This window comes from Streptomyces tyrfis (assembly GCF_037034285.1).
GTDB lineage: Bacteria > Actinomycetota > Actinomycetes > Streptomycetales > Streptomycetaceae > Streptomyces.
This window is the reverse complement of record NZ_JBAGJZ010000053.1, coordinates 40,575-57,097: the sequence shown is the minus strand read 5'-3', so window position 1 is coordinate 57,097 and position 16,523 is coordinate 40,575. Positions and strand designations below refer to the sequence as shown.

At 71.1% G+C, this 16,523-nt stretch carries 14 protein-coding genes and 2 pseudogenes; 5 read left to right on the top strand and 11 right to left on the bottom strand.

The window, feature by feature from the left end; translation table 11 throughout:
- Positions 1-248: 248 nt before the first annotated feature.
- The 3 genes from WA762_RS30190 to WA762_RS30180 form a co-directional block, all read right to left on the bottom strand.
- Positions 249-1,505, bottom strand: coding sequence for an ABC transporter substrate-binding protein (locus WA762_RS30190; protein ID WP_335939897.1), 1,257 nt, complete (start codon positions 1,503-1,505; stop codon positions 249-251).
- Between the two features lie 53 nt (positions 1,506-1,558).
- Entirely contained in the window at positions 1,559-2,818 is a 1,260-nt protein-coding gene (locus tag WA762_RS30185; protein WP_335939895.1) for a Gfo/Idh/MocA family protein, read from the bottom strand.
- Between the two features lie 256 nt (positions 2,819-3,074).
- Complete coding sequence (locus WA762_RS30180) at positions 3,075-4,238, bottom strand: ROK family transcriptional regulator (RefSeq protein WP_335939893.1); 1,164 nt, start codon at positions 4,236-4,238, stop codon at positions 3,075-3,077.
- Positions 4,239-4,393: 155 nt separating this feature from the next.
- Between WA762_RS30180 and WA762_RS30175 the strand changes: the two genes are divergently transcribed.
- The 5 genes from WA762_RS30175 to WA762_RS30155 all read left to right on the top strand — a co-directional run bounded on the left by WA762_RS30175 (position 4,394) and on the right by WA762_RS30155 (position 9,009).
- Positions 4,394-6,976 carry a hypothetical protein gene (locus WA762_RS30175; RefSeq protein ID WP_335939891.1) on the top strand — a complete coding sequence of 861 codons (2,583 nt, stop codon included), beginning with the start codon at positions 4,394-4,396 and terminating at the stop codon, positions 6,974-6,976.
- A 56-nt stretch (positions 6,977-7,032) separates the two neighbouring features.
- Positions 7,033-7,368, top strand: coding sequence for an SDR family oxidoreductase (locus WA762_RS30170; RefSeq protein WP_335939889.1), 336 nt, complete (start codon positions 7,033-7,035; stop codon positions 7,366-7,368).
- Positions 7,369-7,398: 30 nt separating this feature from the next.
- Entirely contained in the window at positions 7,399-8,340 is a 942-nt protein-coding gene (locus WA762_RS30165; RefSeq protein ID WP_335939887.1) for a GNAT family N-acetyltransferase, read from the top strand.
- A 100-nt stretch (positions 8,341-8,440) separates the two neighbouring features.
- Complete coding sequence (locus WA762_RS30160; protein ID WP_335939885.1) at positions 8,441-8,776, top strand: hypothetical protein; 336 nt, start codon at positions 8,441-8,443, stop codon at positions 8,774-8,776.
- Entirely contained in the window at positions 8,773-9,009 is a 237-nt protein-coding gene (locus tag WA762_RS30155) for a hypothetical protein (RefSeq protein WP_335939883.1), read from the top strand. Before WA762_RS30160 ends, WA762_RS30155 begins: the two co-directional genes overlap by 4 nt.
- Positions 9,010-9,098: 89 nt before the next feature.
- Here WA762_RS30155 and WA762_RS30150 read toward each other — a convergent pair whose 3' ends face one another.
- The 8 genes and pseudogenes from WA762_RS30150 to WA762_RS30115 all read right to left on the bottom strand — a co-directional run bounded on the left by WA762_RS30150 (position 9,099) and on the right by WA762_RS30115 (position 16,166).
- Entirely contained in the window at positions 9,099-9,221 is a 123-nt protein-coding gene (locus WA762_RS30150; protein WP_335939881.1) for a hypothetical protein, read from the bottom strand.
- A gap of 47 nt (positions 9,222-9,268) precedes the next feature.
- Positions 9,269-9,610, bottom strand: a pseudogene (locus WA762_RS30145) (ATP-binding cassette domain-containing protein); the annotation flags it as partial.
- A 136-nt stretch (positions 9,611-9,746) separates the two neighbouring features.
- The gene (locus WA762_RS30140; RefSeq protein ID WP_335939879.1) at positions 9,747-10,676 is read right to left on the bottom strand and encodes a hypothetical protein; all 930 of its coding nucleotides are present in this window, start codon (positions 10,674-10,676) and stop codon (positions 9,747-9,749) included.
- Positions 10,677-10,761: 85 nt separating this feature from the next.
- Complete coding sequence (locus WA762_RS30135) at positions 10,762-11,112, bottom strand: peptidase inhibitor family I36 protein (protein WP_335939877.1); 351 nt, start codon at positions 11,110-11,112, stop codon at positions 10,762-10,764.
- A gap of 515 nt (positions 11,113-11,627) precedes the next feature.
- Positions 11,628-11,867 (bottom strand): hypothetical protein, encoded by a 240-nt coding sequence (locus tag WA762_RS30130; protein WP_335939875.1) that lies wholly within the window; start codon positions 11,865-11,867, stop codon positions 11,628-11,630.
- A gap of 516 nt (positions 11,868-12,383) precedes the next feature.
- Positions 12,384-12,794: an SDR family NAD(P)-dependent oxidoreductase gene (locus tag WA762_RS30125; RefSeq protein ID WP_335939874.1), complete on the bottom strand. Its 411-nt coding sequence runs from the start codon at positions 12,792-12,794 to the stop codon at positions 12,384-12,386.
- Positions 12,795-13,017: 223 nt separating this feature from the next.
- Entirely contained in the window at positions 13,018-15,543 is a 2,526-nt protein-coding gene (locus tag WA762_RS30120) for an ABC transporter permease (RefSeq protein WP_335939872.1), read from the bottom strand.
- Positions 15,544-15,596: 53 nt separating this feature from the next.
- Positions 15,597-16,166 (bottom strand): annotated as a pseudogene (locus WA762_RS30115) (hypothetical protein).
- Positions 16,167-16,523 lie beyond the last annotated feature (357 nt).

The following is a 16,523-nucleotide window of genomic DNA, read 5'->3' as shown; positions in this document are numbered from 1 at the left end:
TCCGGCCACGGCGGGGCCGAAGCGGAAGGCGAGGAAGAGCAGCAGGCAGGGGAGGACGAAGAGCAGACCTATACGGGCCTCGCGGCGCGCGTGCGGCCCGCTGCGACGGCCCCGGCGGGTGGGTTCCGCGACGACTGCCACGGTGACCTCCTCTGTGCGGGGTGCGGGGTGCGGGGTGTAGGGAATGGGAGCGGTGGTCCCCCGTCCGCCGGGTGTGTGGTTCGGCGGACGGGGCGGGGGTGCCGGTGTCAGCGGCCGAGCAGCGGGCCGGCCGCCTTGGCTGCGTCGTCGAGGGCCTGCTGGGGAGACTTCTTGCCGAGCATCGCGGCCTGGATCTCCGGGGCGAGGACGCCCATCACCTCACGGGACTTCTCTTCCAGCGGCCCGGCCGCCATGGCCGGGAGTGTGTCGGCGACGGCGGTGAGGATCTCGTCGTCGGGATAGAGGTTCCCGGCGGAGGTGCGGGCCGGGAAGTTACCGGACTGCTTCTGCAGTCCGGCGGCGTTCTTCGACTCGGCGACGAACGAGATCCACTCTCCGGCCGTCTTGACGTCGGCCCCCTTGAGCATGGACAGCGCCCCGACCGTGCCGTACCCGACCGATGCCGTCTCCTTGAGCGGCGGCTGGACGACGATGTTCTCCTTGCCCCAGAACGGCTCGACGTCGGCCGGGGTGTTCTGCCAGGTGCAGGCGATCTTGCCCCGGGCGACCGGGGTCTGCTCCAGCTTCGGCGTGGTGGTGATCAGGTCCTTGTCGGTGTAGCCGTGGTCGGCGAATTCCTTGAGGTAGGTCAGCGCCTTGACGCCGGCGGCGCTGTTGAAGGCGGGCTTCGAGCCGTCCTCGGAGAAGACGTCCCCGCCGGCCTGCCAGAGCAACGGGTAGAAGGTCATGTTGAGGGTCTGCTGGGTGTCACCGCTGTAGCTGGTGGCGTAGTACCCCTTCTTCTTCAGCTTCGGAGCGAGGTCGGCCAATTCGTCCCAGGTGGTGGGGTATTCGCGCTCGCCGATGGCCTTGAAGACGCGCTTGTCGCAGATGAGCGGGTTGGCGCTGGTGAGGACGGGGGTGCCGAGCACCTTGCCGTCGACGGTCACGGAGTCGAGGGCGAACTTGGTGTAGTCCGCCTTGGCCCTGGCCGGCATGTACTGGTCCGCGGGCACGATGCTCCGCTCGTACTTCGGCAGCTGGTCCGGGACCAGGTAGACGACGTCCGGGCCCTTGCCCGAGGCGATCGCGGTGGCCAGGGCGGTGTCGCGGTTGGCCCACGGGTAGGTCTCGACCTTCACCTTGGCGCCGGCGTGCTTCTTCTCGAACTCCTTGACCAGGCCGTCCCAGTACGCCTTGTTCTTGGCCTCGTCGAAGATGACCGGGTAGGTCCACATCGTGACGGTGCCGTCGTCCCCGGTCCCGGAACCGCAGCCGGCGAGGACGGTGGTGGCGAGGGCGGCTGAGAGCAGCGGCACGGTGACGGCACGGGGTCTCGGTCGGCGACGGGCGATACGGAACATGAGCGGAAGCCTCCTGGGGATGAGCGGGGAACGGTGTTGTTCGGGGACGTGAATCAGCGCGCCGGCACGCTCTGTACGGAGCCGGTGAGGCGGGCGCGTTCGGCGGCGAAGGCCGCCAGATGGCTGCCGAGCGTGGCTTTGGTGCCGGAGCGGACCGCGGCCGGGTCGCCGGTGGCGACGGCGTGGACGAAGGCATCGACCAACGCCGTGTCTCCGCCGCCGTGTCCCTCGGCGGCGTTGGAACCGCTCGTGTCGACCTCGTGGACGGTGACCTCGTCGGTGCGGAAGTCGTGGACGGTGACGCGCTTGCCGTCGCCGCGCAGCCAGCCGTGCGAGCCGAAGATCCGGGTCTGGCGGTCGGTCTGCTCGGTGAAGGCGACCATGGTGAACGTCGCGGTCATGCCGCCGGACAGCTGCATGGCGAGGACCTGGTGGTCGACCACGTCGTTGTCGCCGCGGTACGCGCACAGGCCGTACGGGCCTTCGCGCAGCGCGGTCAGCAGCTCGGTCTCGTCCGTGGAGTCCGTGACATGGGTGACCGGCCAGACGGAGCCGTGCTCGCGCAGCCTCGGCACGTACAGCTTGAGTGCGGAGTAGGGGCAGCCGTCCTCGACGGCGCAGTCCAGGCAGCGCTCCGCGGCACCGGCCGGGGCGTTCTCGGGCCGGAAGTGCTTGAGCCCACCGAAGCTGGCGACCTGTTCGATGCGCTCCCCGGTGACGTAGGAGATCCAGTCCAGGTCGTGGCAGGACTTGGCGAGCAGCATCGGCGAGGACGCCTGCTCGCTGCGCCAGGGCCCGCGGACGTAGGAGTGCGCGTAGTGCCACCAGCCGACGGGCTCCAGGTGATCGACGCTGACGAGTTCGCCCAGCACGCCCGAGCCGACGACCTCCTTCACCAGGTCGGTGTAGGGGGTGTAGCGCAGGACATGGCAGACGGCGAAGAGCACGCCCGCCTTCTCCACGCCCTCGATGAGGGTGCGGGTCTCGGCCTCGCTGGGCGCCAGTGGCTTCTCGGCGAGGATCGCGTACCCGGCCCGCGCCAGCGCCAGGACGGGCTCGACGTGATTGCGGTCCTGAGTGGCGACGATGACGGCGTCGGCGATGGCGTCCCCCTCGACGAGCGGCCGCCAGTCGTCGAACTCTAGCTCCGCCCCGGCCGCGGCGCGGGCCGCCGGCCGGGGATCGGCCACGGCCACGAGGCGGGCGCGTTCGGGGTGGGCCTTGATCCACGCGGCATAGGTGAGGCCGCGGTTGCCTGCGCCGACGAGTGCCACGCGGACGGGCCGATCGGATATCGGAAGGTGCATGGACATTTCCAAGAGCTCCCTGGAGGTGGAGGAGAGGCGGGCGACGGACAAGGCGTAGGTGGGGCCGGGAGGCGTCTCCGCGGCGATGCCTGGGCGCGGAGCGGTCAACGGTTGACGGGTGCGGAGGGCTGACAGGGGCCGGCTGCCGATGCATACGGCGCGTACCGGGGCCGTCTGAAAGCGGAAGGCGGACCGCGCAGCGGTCTCCGCGATCCGGGACGCGGACCGCGCGGGTCGATGACGGGAGGTCCGGAACGGCCGTTCACGGGCGCGCCGCCGTGGGCCGCCGGTTGTGCGCGAGATACGTCGTCTCGACGTGCTCGACGGCTCGCCAGATCGCACCGAGCGCGACCCGGTCGTCGCCGAGCGAGGACGGCTGGAGATCGGGGACCCGGATGCACAGCGGCTCCAGGCGGTCACGGAGGCGGGGGAGCAGGACGTCGGCGGACTGGGCCAGTCCCCCACCCAGCACGACCCGTTGCGGGTCGACGGTCAGCACCATGGCCGCGAGGCCGAGGGCCACGTCGCTGGCGTAGCGGTCGACGGCGCGCACGGCGGCGGTGTCGCCCCGGCGGGCGGCGGCCAGCACATGGGCGGCTGCGTTCCGCGGGGGTACGTCGGACGGGACGGCGGGACAACACGCCAGGCGGGTGGCGGCGGTCGCCCAGGGGGTGACGGGGAAGCTGCCGATCTCGCCCGCCGCGCCGCCGTATCCCCGGTGCACCCGGCCGCCGATGATCAGCGCCGCGCTGAGGCCGAGACCGGCGTGGATGTAGACGGCGTCCTCGATGTCCCGTGCCGCACCGAGGCGTTGCTCGGCGAGTGCGGCCAGCCGGGTGTCGTTGTCCACCAGGACCGCCCCGGCGCAGCGTTCGCCCAGGTGCTCGGCGAGCCGTACACCGGTCCAGTCGGCGGCCGCTCCCGCGAGCACGACGTCTCCCTCCGGGCCGACGACGCCGGTGGTGCCGGCGCTGATCGTCCAGATCCGGTGGGCGTCGATTCCCGCGTCGTCCAGGCACTCGGTCATCACGTCGCCGATGACGGCGAGCCGGTCGGCGCGCCGGATGTCCGGCGGCACCGTTCGGCGGGCCGTGGTGACGACCGTGCCGCAGAGGTCGGCGAGCACGGCGAGGACGCTGTGGGCGCCGATGTCCAGCCCGAAGACGTAACCGGACTCGGCCCGGAACCGGTAGCGGCGGGCCGGCCGCCCCACCGCGCCGGGCGCGGGCGGGACTTCGGCCGCCCACCCCTGGTCGGTCAGCTCGGTGGCGAGGTCCTCCGCCGAGGCGCGGGAGAGACCGGTGAGCGTGGCCAGCTCGGTCAGCGTCACCGGCGCGTCAGCGCTTCTCAGCGCCTGCAGCGCGCCGAACGCGTTGAGCCGACGGAGCTGCGCCAAGTCACCGCCGGCGGGTCGGGATGCGTCCATGAACTCCTCTTGACGTCGTTTCAGCCATAGGGATTAATCAGAGAGTCCACGAAAACATTGCGATGGTCAAGCGTCACGAGGACGCTGAGGTCGCTCAGGCCCGCACAAAAAGCGCCCACTTATTGGGAAGACTCTCATAATCCGGAGGGACCACGGTGGCTCGAAAACGCCCTAGACAGCTCCTCATCCTGCTGCTCACCTTGACCGTTCTGGTCGCGGGTCCCGCGCCCTTGGCCGCGGCCCGGGGAGGTGGCGGCACCAGTGGATCGGCACTGGACCGGACGTGGTTCGGCCCCGAGGCCGACCTCGGCGTCCAGCAGGAAACGGTCTCCATCAACGACGCCGTGGTGGGCACGGAGGACGGCCGGCCCACGATGTACGCGACGGTCTCCGCCGAGAACGCGATCTTCAACGTCATCGACATCCGGGACAACCGGCTGCTGCGCTCGTTCACGCTGCCTGGCGTGCAGCAGTCCTGGCGGCATGCGATCGGCCCCGACGGCATCGTCTACATCGCCGCCATCACCGGCGGCCAGACGGGACAGCTGTGGAGCTACAGCCCGGCCGACAAGGAGGTGCGCAAGCTCGGCACCGTTCCGGGCGAGAAGTCGCTGTGGTCGATGACCACGGACCCGCAGGGCAATGTCTGGATCGGCACCTTCCCCAACGGCAAGGTGTTCAGATACGACCCGCGGAGCAAGGACTTCCACGACTACGGCCAGATGGTGCCCGGCCAGCAGTACGTGCGCTCCATCGCCTACCACGACGGATCCGTCTACGCGGGCGTGGGCTCCGTCGGTGACGTCATCCGGCTCGACACCGCCACCGGTGCGAAGACCAAGATCTCCGGCCAGGTCCCGGCGCTCCTCGGAGTGGAGCCCCGGGAGGTGCCCTTCGCCTACGACATGGCGGTCGTCGACGGCTGGCTGTTCGTCAAGTTCGCCGACCCGCAGATGAAGCTGCTCTTCTACGACCTCGACGCCGGCAAGTGGAGCGACAAGTCCGTCGGCAAGAACACGCCTTCGGACGCGGGGGCCTTCTCCTTCAACCAGCTTCAGTCGCGGGACGGGAAGGTGTACGTCGTCAACAACCGCGAGCTGTACGAGATCGACACGGCGACGCTGGAGTCCCGCTCGACCGGAATCGCCTTCGGCACCTCGCTGCGCGGCGCCGCCTGGATACCGCTCAATGATCCGGACCTGCCCGGGACCTCGCTCGTCACCCTGCAGTCGGGCGGCACGATCACCGCTTTCGACATCGCGTCACGGCGGAGCAAGGCGCTGCCCTCGGTGGTGCAGGGCGCGCCGAACCCACTGCACAACCTGGAGGCGGCGCCGGACGGCACGCTGTTCATGAGCGGCTACCCCGGCGGCACCGGGTCCCGCTTCGACCCGCGCACCGGCCACACCACCCGCTTCCCGATGGGCCAGGCCGAGGGCATGGCGGGTCTGGGCGACACGATGTACTTCGGCATCTACCCCGGAGGCATCATCTCCTCGGCGAAGCTGGACGCCGCGACCCCGGCCGTCTCCGAGAAGTTCCGTCTCGGCTCCGAGCAGGACCGGCCGTACGTGATGAAGGCCCACGACGGCAAGCTGCTCATCGGCTCCGTCCCCGACTACGGAAAGCTCGGCGGCGCGCTGACCATCTACGACCCCGACGACGGGGAGAAGAAGACCTACCCCGACATCGTCCACAACCAGAGCGTCGCCGGGCTCGCCCAGCGCGGCGGACGGATCTACGGCTCCACCACCGTCCACGGCGGTCTGGGGACCGACGCCACCGAGCCCGAGGCCAAGATGTTCGTCTGGGACGTCGCCGGCGAACGCAAGGTCAAGGAGTTCACCCTCGACCTCCCCGGCCTCGACGGCCCGAAGATGATCAGCGGTCTCAGCTTCGGCCGCGACGGCCTGCTGTGGGGCGCGGCCGACGGATTCCTGTTCGCGATGAACCCGAGCACCCTCCGGGTCGTCAAGTACAAGAACGTCTACCCCGAGGTGAAGAACTACGGCATGTGGCGGCCCGTCTACCTCCGCTGGGGCGCCAACGGCCTGCTGTACACCACCCTGGCCGGCAAGCTCACCGTTGTGGACCCCAGGACCATGGACCACGTGACACTCGGCGACTACGACGAGGAGGTCTCCTTCATGACCCTGGCCCGGGACGCCGACGGCCACGAGAACATCTACTTCCTCGGCAAGGCGGCGGAGTCCCGGCTGCGGATGATCCCGGTGCGCCGCGGCCTGGCCCGCACCGTGGCCGTCGGCAACGCCGGCTTCGAGATGGCGCCGCGGAACGACGGCGCCGTCCCGGGGTGGCAGGGCGGCGGCGACCTGTTCACCCTCTCCCAGGAACGCGCGTACACCGGCAGACGCAGCATGAAGATCGTCGATGCGGCCCGGAGCGGCCCCGAGGCGTCGGCGGAGCTGACCGGTGAGCCGGTGCCGGCTGCCGCGGGGGCGTACTACCGGGCCCGTGCCAAGGTATACATCGAGGACGGAAGCGCCGACGGTTCGGTGCTGCTGCTGAGCTTCCTCGACGGGGCCGGCCGGCCGGTCGGACGGACGGCGAGCGCACCGCTCCGTGGCGCGGACCAGCGGCGCTGGCTCGACGCGCAGGCCAGTGGCACGGCTCCGCCTGGTACGGCGTCGGTCCGCGTCTCGCTGTACTCGTCCGCGTCGAACCTCATGACCGGATACGTCGACGCGGTGAGCCTTCAGCAGACCAGGCGCGGGTGACGCCCACGCGCGGACACCGGGCCACGGCGACCGTACGCCGTGGCCCGGTGTCGTCGATGCGGCGCTCAGCCCTCACCGTCGAACTCGCACCGCTCGGCATCACCGCCGGCGCCCTCGCACTCGGCACGGGCCGGACCCCGATCGACGGCGCGTTCCCCTTCGTCCGCGATGCGTTCGCGACGGCCCACCGGGAGCGTATTCCGCTCGGCCGCTCCTCGGCGCCCGACGAGAACGCGGGCGCGCTGCCGCTGCTCGCCTCGGACGCCGGGGCGTACACCAACGGCCGGACCGTTGTGGACGGCGGCGTGCTCGCCGAACAGACGCACCGGACGCGCTTCATCTCCCCCGCCGCGTACGCGGCGTACGACGCTCAGCTCTGCCACCTCGGGTGACCGGGCCGACACAGAAGGAAACTCGACGCCATGACACACACCTTGCGCACCCTCGCCCCGGCCGACGAGGCAGCCGTGCACGCGCTATGGGCGATCTGCTTCGACGCCCCGCACCTCCCGGCGCTGCACGCCCTGGACCCCGAGCGCCACCGGCGGACCTTCGTGGCCGCGCGCGGTGACACGGTCGACGCCGTCGTCTGCTACGTTCCGCGGCAGCTCCGCGACGCCCACGGCCAGGTCGAACGGGTGGGCGGTATCGGCAATGTCGCCACCCGCCCCGAGGCACGGGGCCGCGGCCTGGTTCGCCGACTGCTCACCCTTGCCGCCGAGGCCATGACCGCCGAATCCTGCGCATGGTCCCTGCTGTTCACTGGCACTCCCGGGGTGTACGAGCGCTCGGGCTGGACCGGCTTCCGCACCTCCTGGGTCGAGGGCCCGCTCACCGCTGCCAGCCCGCCCGAGCCGCGCTTCCGCATCCGTGCGGCCACCCCGACCGACGCCCCGCGGCTGGCAGAACTGCACGCCGGATTCAACGCCGCACGCCCACTCACCGCGGTGCGGACGGCCAACGACTGGATCCACCGCGTGCCCGCCTGGTACGGCCCCGGCGCCGAATGGCTGATCGCCGAGGACGACGCGGGGACGGCGGTCGGCTACACCGTGGCCCAGTACACCGGCGAGGCCGTCGAGGTCCGCGAGTGCGCGGTGACGGAAGCCGCACCGGCGGCCCTCGGTGAGTTGCTCGCCGCGGTGGCCCGCCGGGCCCGTGCGGCCGGCGCCGCAGTCGGCCGGGCCCACCTCCCCGAGGACCCAGCCGTCCGCGCCGCCCTGCCCCGGCTTCTCGCCCAGGATCAGGCCCGGGAGCGGACGGAGACGGTGGGTATGGCCCGCCCGCTCCTTGCCCCGCCGGAGGCGATACGCGCCACGCTGCGGGCCACAGGAGCAACCCACTGGCATGGTGACTCGTTCTGAGCCAACAAGCCCCCGGGCCCGGCGCGTTTGCCTGCCGTCCACCCAGCAGGGCACGTCGCCGGGACCTCGGCCGGAACCGAACGCGCTTCGACCCGAGCCCGTGGGTTCAGGAAAACCGACCGACGCGCTCGTCGATCTGCCCCGCTCCGGCCTGTCGGTCCGCCTACAGGCCCTCGACGACGACCGCTTCCACGACGCGATCGAACAGCTCACCACCGCCGACTCGGCCACCGGCGTACCCGCCGACGGCGATCTGCGCGAGGGCTTCGACGGCCTGCCCGCCGAGTACGCCGCCCTGGAGCAGGAAGACCTCCACGACGCGGGCTCCCGCCCGTCGTCCGCCGGGCTCGGGCGGCTCTCCCCTGGGGCACATTCGCACGCTTCTGCCCCGACGCATACCGCTCGTTCAAATGGATCGCGGAGCGCGCCGGCGTGAACGCCGCCGCCGTCAAGGCCCTGATCCGCGAATATGGCATGAAGCGCGACGGCAAAGGGACCCGCCGGTGCCAGATCGATCTCGACTGGCCCCGCGACCGGCGCGCCGCTGGACGCGCCTGCCGTGAACCCGCAGAGGAGACCGGCTTCTCACCCGGAATGATCGGCTGTCCGGGCCGGCAGCACGACATGCCCGGTCGCCGGACAATGGCCGAACCGCCCGCCAGTAGTTGATCAGCAAGGCTTGACGAATGCGCCCGGCAGGCCGGCCACGGGCACCACGTGCCCAGCGGCAGGCCCTGGAACGGATGAGGGCCGGCGGTCTATTCCCTGCGTCCGGCGACGAACTGCGTGGCGGCGGTGAACACGGCAAGGATCACCGCGGAGATCGCCGGCATGACGCCGGTGGGGGCGAGCAGTTTCGCCGCGTCGGGGGTCGTGGACATCAGGGTGAACAGGCGGTTGACCGGAGGCATGCCCTTGGCGAAGAGGGGGCCGGCGCAACCTTCTGCGCATTGCCCTTCGACAGGCTCCGCCGGGGGCCATGCTTGCCGCCCACCAGGGCGAGTCGATCAAGCAGTTGGCCGGCCCGCGCCGAGGCGACCGAGGTGGTCAGCCCGCGGACGCGGCCCATGTGCGTCAGGTACGCCGTGGCCGACATACGTTCGTTGGGGGAGAACCGGTCCGGAACGTACCCGACGACAGGCGGCCGGGCAGCCACCGTGCCGCAGGTCGGCCGGGACAGGCCCACCGCGATCCGCAGCAGCGTCGACTTTCCCGACCCGTTCCCGCCGGCGAATGCCACGACCTCACCGGCCGGGGCCTCCACGTCCACGTCTTGTCAGGCTCGGCCAGTGGCTCGACAACGTCCGCAAGCGCGCCGCCAGGCTCACCGAACAGCGCCGCGCGGACCTCGATGCCCTCGGCATGCGCTGGTGAACGGGCCGACGGCCCCGTATTCCGATGTCGCCTCAGGAAACCGGTGGGGGGACGGTGGCCGCCAGCCGTGCCGCCGCCTCGGCGTTGAGGCGGCGGAAGTCCGCGACTTCGGTGGGGTGGCGGTCGATCCAGTGGCGCGTGGCCTGCTCGTACAGGCTGCGGTGCGTCTTTGAACGGCCCACTTGGCGGTCGCACTCGGCCGTGGCGACAGCGAGCGCGACAGCCTGGTCCCGTGGCAGGGTGCTCGCCCGAGCGCGGGCGTCCTCCGGGGTGGCGAAGCGGCGGCCCCGGGCTTGCAGACAAGTGCTCCAGCGGGCGGTGGCCTCCTTGTACTCAAGGCTCTTCCTGACCGCCTCGTCCACCGGGCGGAAGCGCGCGTTCACGAAGGTGTCGGCTCGGGTCCACTTCTCGTAGTCGCCGAACAATCTGGTGCGGGCCTCTGCGAAGCACCCAGCAGTGGGGTGTTCCATGGTGCCCACGCCGGGAACGACGACCTTGATCCTCTCTTGTCCGGGCGGCCCCATCAGGGCCTTGTCCCAGGCGTCACGCCGCTGTCGGGACAGCCCCGCGAGGTACGCCTGCTCCTGGCGCTCCGCGCGGGAGGCCGCCCGCGCGGGAACATCGGGGGCGGGGCCGAAGCCCTCGCGCCGGGATCGGGGCACATCATCCAGGTAGCGCTCCGCATTGTTCCTGGCGGTCTCAGCCCGCAGTTCGGCGGGGTCGGCGGGGTCGTAGAAGAAGGAGAAGCCCTGGCGGGACATGCAGTCCCGTATCGTGGCCCGTTCCGCGTCCGCGAGTAGCGCCCTGATCTCGGCGGACAGGTCGAGGGCGTCGGGCCGCGCGGACGCCGGAACAGGTGCGGGTGCCGAGACCGGCGGGCGGGAACAGGCAGCGGCCGTGAGAACGAGTGGGACGGCGGCGAGGAGGGGGATCACGGCTCGGGCGATGGCACTGCGCGTCATGAGGGCCCTTTCAGTACCCGTTGTGGACGTGCGGGCGGTACGGGCCCGACGCGGCCCGTACCGCCCGCACGTGGACGTCGCGTCTTCAGCAGGTGGACACCTTGCTGAGCGACGCCAACTGCTTCGCCGGGTTGTGCTGGTACCACACGGTGCCGGGGCGGGAGCAGGCGTAGACGGAGCCGCTCGTCCGGCTGGGACTGGAGTGGAGCTTCATGGCGTACGACGACATGCGGTTGAAGGAGGAGTTGTCGTTCTTGTACACGACCGGCGGCACGAGATCGACGTTCCAGCTGAACTTCTCCCAGGCCCCTTCATGGTTGGGCTTGGTCCACACGCAGTAGTTGCCGGACGGGCAGTCGTGCACGGCCGCTTGCGCGGCGGGGGCGGACAGCAGAGCCCCCGCGGCAAGCCCCGCTGCAACAAGTACCGATGACACAGCTTTCCTGATCAGTGCACTCACCTCGATTGACGGATCCGCGCCGAAGGGCACGAAGGGCAGAGGGGGGCCGGGCGGCGCCGTTGCACCGCCCGGCCGTTCCGGGCGGCGAGGCACCCGGTTTTGGATACGCAGCCGACGATGCACGGCCGGCCTGGGGCGAACCTTTCAAGAAACTAGGAGGATCCTTGAGCAGCAGGTCACACTGGTGCCTTCCGGCCCGGTACGGTCCGTGGGCGGCGGCCGATCCCGGCCGCCTCACGCCCGCCTTCCGCCCGGCCGGCGCCGGGTCCGACACCCCGGGAGCGGGAGTCGCGGCGTCCCGCCCGGTGAGCCGCGCCGACCTCCTGGAGTTGGAGGATCTGCACGGCGTAGGTGGGTGAAGCAGGGGTGGTCATGTGCCGGACGCTGCCCTCGTACGAGGACCCTGAGGCATCGAGCCGGTTCTTGCTCTTCGCCGAGGACCGGCTCGACACCGCGTAAGCCGGAGGGATCGTTCAAAGCCCTGAGGTGCTCTACGAATTCAAGTCCACCAAGAGGTGCCACTTGGTGCCGATCTTCTGGCAGTACCAGTCGGAGTAGACGCTGGCCGACCCGAACGACTGGCACGCGCTCAGGGACGGGAAGCTACCGACGTCGACGTGCTGCGCCCCCGCCTCGGAGGGGGCGGGGGCCGCCTGTGCGGTGGCGACCGTGCCGCCCGTCAGCAGGGCGGCTCCCAGTGCGGCGCCGGTGAGCCATATTCGTGCACGCATACATTCTCCTTTTCTGCGGACCTTTCGCCCGATGCGGGCGCGGTCGGGTTCTGGATACGCCCCGAGCGGGGCTTGCCTCCTCCTGCTGCCCGGCAGGGGAGTTCTGCCGTGCCGTCTCCTGACGAGCGCTTGCTCGATACCCGGTCTCGGCTTCGGCGCGAACACATCGTCTTCGGCCCGGCGTGTGCTCGGCAAAGACCGTCGGCTATAGCCGAATTTCCCTCGTCAGCGCGCACCACGCTCAAAAGTTCGGACACCGGGGGCTTTATGTTGCGAATCCACTTCACCTCGGCAGATCTGGCGCGGGCGACGATCGGCTACAACAGCTCGCTGTCCGTGAGCGAGGCCGGCCATGATGAGAGGATCACCTGCCACACGGCTGACGGTGCCTCCGTCCCAGGACGGCGCTTCCGGACGCGACAGCCGCGTGTGACGGCGCCGGACGCGGCAACGGGCCGCCCGCCGTACGGTCCGGCACGGCGATCGGACGCGGGCGACGCCCCCGGGCCGGGGTTCTCACCCGTTCGGCGGCCGCGCCCCTTCCGCGAGCGGCGACGGGCCCCTCGTGCACGCCGCCGACCAGAGCGCTGTGCTGCCCCAGCAGCGGGCGCTGTCCGCGCACGCCCCCACCACGGCCGCCTCGAACGGGCCGCTACGGGGTGGTCCCGGCCCGCCGCCTGTTCCCACGTACGCGCAGGGCCGCCCCCGCGGCGGCGAGCGCGTGCGCCGACGAGGCGGGCAGAGCGTGCCGGGACGCAGGGGCCACGGCCGCCTCGGCGCCCATCTCCCCACTTCGTCCGCGGCGGCCCGCAACCCCGTGGGACCTCGCGCGACGAGCCCGACCCGGTCGCCCCGGCGCGCGAACTCGCGGGCGACGGCTCGTCCCACGCCGGCGCTCGCACCGGTGACCACGACCGTACGGGGCATGACGGCAACCTCTCCTGACGACGGCGGTGGCAAGGTGCGTCCCGGACGCCCGCGCGGGCCAGCTTCAACCGCCGTCCCCGCAGAACGCTCGGCCGGGAAACCTCAGCCGAACGTCTGCATGGACTGCTCACGACCTGATCAACACGACCACGTGTTGCGACGACCTCCGGAGACCGCCGCACGCGTGGCCCCGGGGCCCCTTCCCGGTGTGCGGGCGGCGCGGTCACTCGGCCTTGATGGCAGCCAGCATGTTCAGCTGCGCCGCGCGGCGGGCCGGCCAGACCGCGGCCAGCGTGCCGACCACGGCGGCCAGGGCGAAGAAGATGCCCATCCGGCCCCATGGCACGACCAGCTCGTACGTCGTGAGCGAGGCGCTGATCAGCTCACCGGCGGCCCAGCCGAAGAACACACCGAGCCCGATGCCGAGCACCCCGCCGAACAGGGAGATCACCAGCGACTCCAGGCGCACCATGCGCTTGACGCCGGAGCGGTCCAGGCCGATGGCGCGCAGCATGCCGATCTCCTGGGAGCGCTCGAAGACCGACATCGCCAGCGTGTTGACGACACCGAGGACGGCGACGATCACGGCCATGGCCAGCAGCGCGTAGAGCATGTTCAGGAGCAGGTTGACCGACTGGGAGATGCCCTCGGAGACGTCGTCCCGGTCCTGGACGGAGATCGCGGGGTTCTTGCCCAGCGCGTCGATCAGCTTCTCCTTGGCGGCCTCGGTGGCGCCGCCCTTCGTCCTGACCATCACCTGAAGGTCGCTGACGTGCTTCTGGTGCGTGCCGAGGACGCTGTTGTCGACGAGAATCTGCCGGATCATCTCGTTGCCCTCGTAGACACCCGAGACGGTCAGGGTCTCCTTCTCGCCGTCCTCGAACGTCACGAGGAGACGGGAGCCGACCTTCCAGCCCTTCTCCTCGGCCGTGCCGTCGTCGATGACCGCCTTCCCGCCGGCCAGGCCCTCCAGGGAGCCGGAGGAGAAGTCGAGACGGGTCAGCTCACCGAAGGCCACGCCGTTGACGCCGGTCAGGGACGTGGTCTGGCCGCCGATGCGGGCGGCGGAGCTGCGCAGCGCGCTGGAGGAGGTGACCTCGTCGAGGGAGGAGAGCTTCTTCTCCACCTCGGGCGAGAGCGGCGTCATGCCGACCATGGACACCACATAGTCGGCCTTGAGGGAATCCCTCGCCATCTTGTCGACGCCCTTCTGGACGCTGTTCCCGATCACCGTCAGACCCGTGATGAGGGTCAGGCCCACCATCAGGGCGGAGGCGGTGGCCGCCGTACGGCGGGGGTTGCGTACCGCGTTCCGCCGGGCGATGGCGCCCGCGACGCCGAACGCGCGGAGCGCGGGCCCGGCGAGGGCGATCAGCGGACGGGACAGCAGCGGCGTCAGGACGAACACACCGATCAGCAGCAGCGCGGCACCCAGGCCCATCACGGCCTTGCCGTCCTTCATGCCGGTGGCGACCAGCACGGCGGCGACGCCGACGCCCGCGAGGAGCGCGCCGACGGTGTTGCGAACGACCAGCGACTCGGTGGTGGCGGTAGCGTGCACGCTGTTCATCGCAGCGACCGGCGGGACCTTCGCGGCGCGGCGGCCGGGCAGCCAGGCGGCGAGGACGGTCACACCGACGCCGACCAGCAGCGCGGTGAGGACGGTGGAGACGGAGACGACCAGCGGGCCGTCGGGAACGATCGCGCCGGTGCTGCTCATCAGGGCGCGCATCCCGGCGCCGATGCCGACGCCGATGGCCAGACCCGTGACGGCGGCGACCGCGCCGACGACCACGGCCTCGATGAGCACGGAGCGGGTGACCTGGCGGCGGCTCGCGCCGACCGCGCGCATCAGCGCCAGTTCCTTGGTGCGCTGGGCAACCAGCATGGTGAAGGTGTTGGCGATGAGGAAGACGCCGACGAACAGCGCGATGCCGGCGAAGCCCAGGAGGCCCGTCTTCACGCTGTCCATGCTCTTCTCGGTCTGCTCGGCGTCGTCCTCGGCGAGCTTCTTGCCGGTGGCGGCGTCGGCGCCCTTGGCGGGCAGGACCCTCTCGATCTCAGAGAGCAGCGCGGCCTGCGAGGTGCCCGGAGCGGCCTTGACGTGGATCTCGCTGTAACGGCCGGGGCCGGTGAACAGCCTCTGGGCGGTGGCGTCGTCGAACAGCGCGAGGCTGCCGCCGGCGGTGACCGCGCCGTCGTCGGTGGTGAAGATGCCGGTCAGCGTGGTCTTGCGGACCGGTCCGTCGACGGAGACGCGGACGGTGTCGCCGACTTTGTAGCCGGCCTTGTCGGCGGTCCGTGAATCCAGGGCGATCTGGCCGGTGCCGTGCGGGGCACTGCCGTCGCGCATCGGGTAGCGGGGGTCCTTGCCGTCGGCGCCGGGGTAGTAGTTGCCGCCGCGCGTGGAAAACCCGTGGCCGATCAGCTTGCCGTTCTTGTCGGCGATGGCGGTGAACCCGGTGACCGTGCCGGAGGCCGATTCGGCGCCAGGCACCTGGGCGGCCTTGTCGAGCAGCTTCCGGTCGAGGGAGGGCCGGGCTTCGGGGCCGGTCCGGGAGCTGTCCGGCTGGATGGCGACGTCGACGCCGGCATAGCCCTTGAGGGCGCTGTCGCGGAGGGCTTCGGAGATGGTCGAGGTGAAGACCAGGGTGCCGGAGACGAAGGCAACGCCGAGCATCACGGCGAGGACGGTCATCAGCAGCCGGGACTTGTGCGCGAGTACATTGCGCGAGGCGGTACGGAACATGGGTGAATCAGTCCTGGAGAAGAGGGGCGAAGTACGGTCGGCTGCCGGGGGTGTCAGCTGGTGCGTCCCTCGGCGTCGAAGCGCTTCATCCGCGCCGGCGCCTGGTCGGCGCTCGGCTCGGGCATGTCATCGACGATCCGGCCGTCCGTGAGGAAGACGACACGTCCGCGCAGGAGGCGGCGACGGGCGCATGGGTGACCATCACGACGGTCTGGCCCGGTTCGGGTACGGAGTCGCGGAGGAAGCCGAGCACCTCGGCGCCGGAGCGGAAGCCGAGATTGCCGGGGGCTCGTCCGCGAAGGTGATCTCGGACCGGGAGGCCGGCGCGCGGGCGACCGGTGAGCTTCTTGTCCTTCGGACCGGTCAGCTTGATGTCGCCGATGCGGGCGGAGCCCCCCGGATATCGTGTCCCGCCCGGCCACGCAGTGCGTCGGCGTCGGCTTGCCGGACCCGGAGGGGCCCGCGATCGCGGTGAACCGGACCTGGTGGAATCCGACGGACACAGCGCCGAGCGCGACGACTTGAGTGTCCCCCTCCCCGTAGACCTTGACGAGTTCCGTGGCGCGGCCCACCACTGCCGTGGCGTAGCTCACAGCGGGGACGCCGAAGTGGGTGGGGGTCACGGGGAGGGGCTCCTGTCGGGATGTGCGGGCCGCCGGAGGGACACGAGGCCGGAGGAGCACGAGGCCGGATTTCGACGGGGGCTCAATGGGCCGTGTCACGCGGACCCTTCCATCGTCGCCGCGCAAACCGGCCCGGACGTCAATCCGGGTGACCGTCCTGGGGGCAGTCCTGGTGCGTAGCCGTCACCTGCGCGGTCGTTCCTGGGGATGAGAGGCACCCCTGACGAAAGTCACCCGCCGGTCGGGAGGCGCGGCATGCCGAGCAGGCCCCTGCCGCCACCTGCCCGCGGCACCAGCAGCGCGCCGGCGGCGCTGCGGCCGACGACGGGCCGGCCGTGCCCCGGCTGCTCGCTCCGA

Bases quoted from the DNA above. Each gene is read 5' to 3' on its own strand.
- WA762_RS30190 (WP_335939897.1), bottom strand. From the start codon at position 1,505: ATGTTCCGTATCGCCCGTCGCCGACCGAGACCCCGTGCCGTCACCGTG.
- WA762_RS30150 (WP_335939881.1), bottom strand. From the start codon at position 9,221: ATGTCCACGACCCCCGACGCGGCGAAACTGCTCGCCCCCACCGGCGTC.
- WA762_RS30180 (WP_335939893.1), bottom strand. From the start codon at position 4,238: ATGGACGCATCCCGACCCGCCGGCGGTGACTTGGCGCAGCTCCGTCGG.
- WA762_RS30170 (WP_335939889.1), top strand. From the start codon at position 7,033: ATGCGGCGCTCAGCCCTCACCGTCGAACTCGCACCGCTCGGCATCACC.
- WA762_RS30165 (WP_335939887.1), top strand. From the start codon at position 7,399: ATGACACACACCTTGCGCACCCTCGCCCCGGCCGACGAGGCAGCCGTG.
- WA762_RS30140 (WP_335939879.1), bottom strand. From the start codon at position 10,676: ATGACGCGCAGTGCCATCGCCCGAGCCGTGATCCCCCTCCTCGCCGCC.
- WA762_RS30130 (WP_335939875.1), bottom strand. From the start codon at position 11,867: ATGCGTGCACGAATATGGCTCACCGGCGCCGCACTGGGAGCCGCCCTG.
- WA762_RS30125 (WP_335939874.1), bottom strand. From the start codon at position 12,794: ATGCCCCGTACGGTCGTGGTCACCGGTGCGAGCGCCGGCGTGGGACGA.
- WA762_RS30185 (WP_335939895.1), bottom strand. From the start codon at position 2,818: ATGTCCATGCACCTTCCGATATCCGATCGGCCCGTCCGCGTGGCACTC.
- WA762_RS30120 (WP_335939872.1), bottom strand. From the start codon at position 15,543: ATGTTCCGTACCGCCTCGCGCAATGTACTCGCGCACAAGTCCCGGCTG.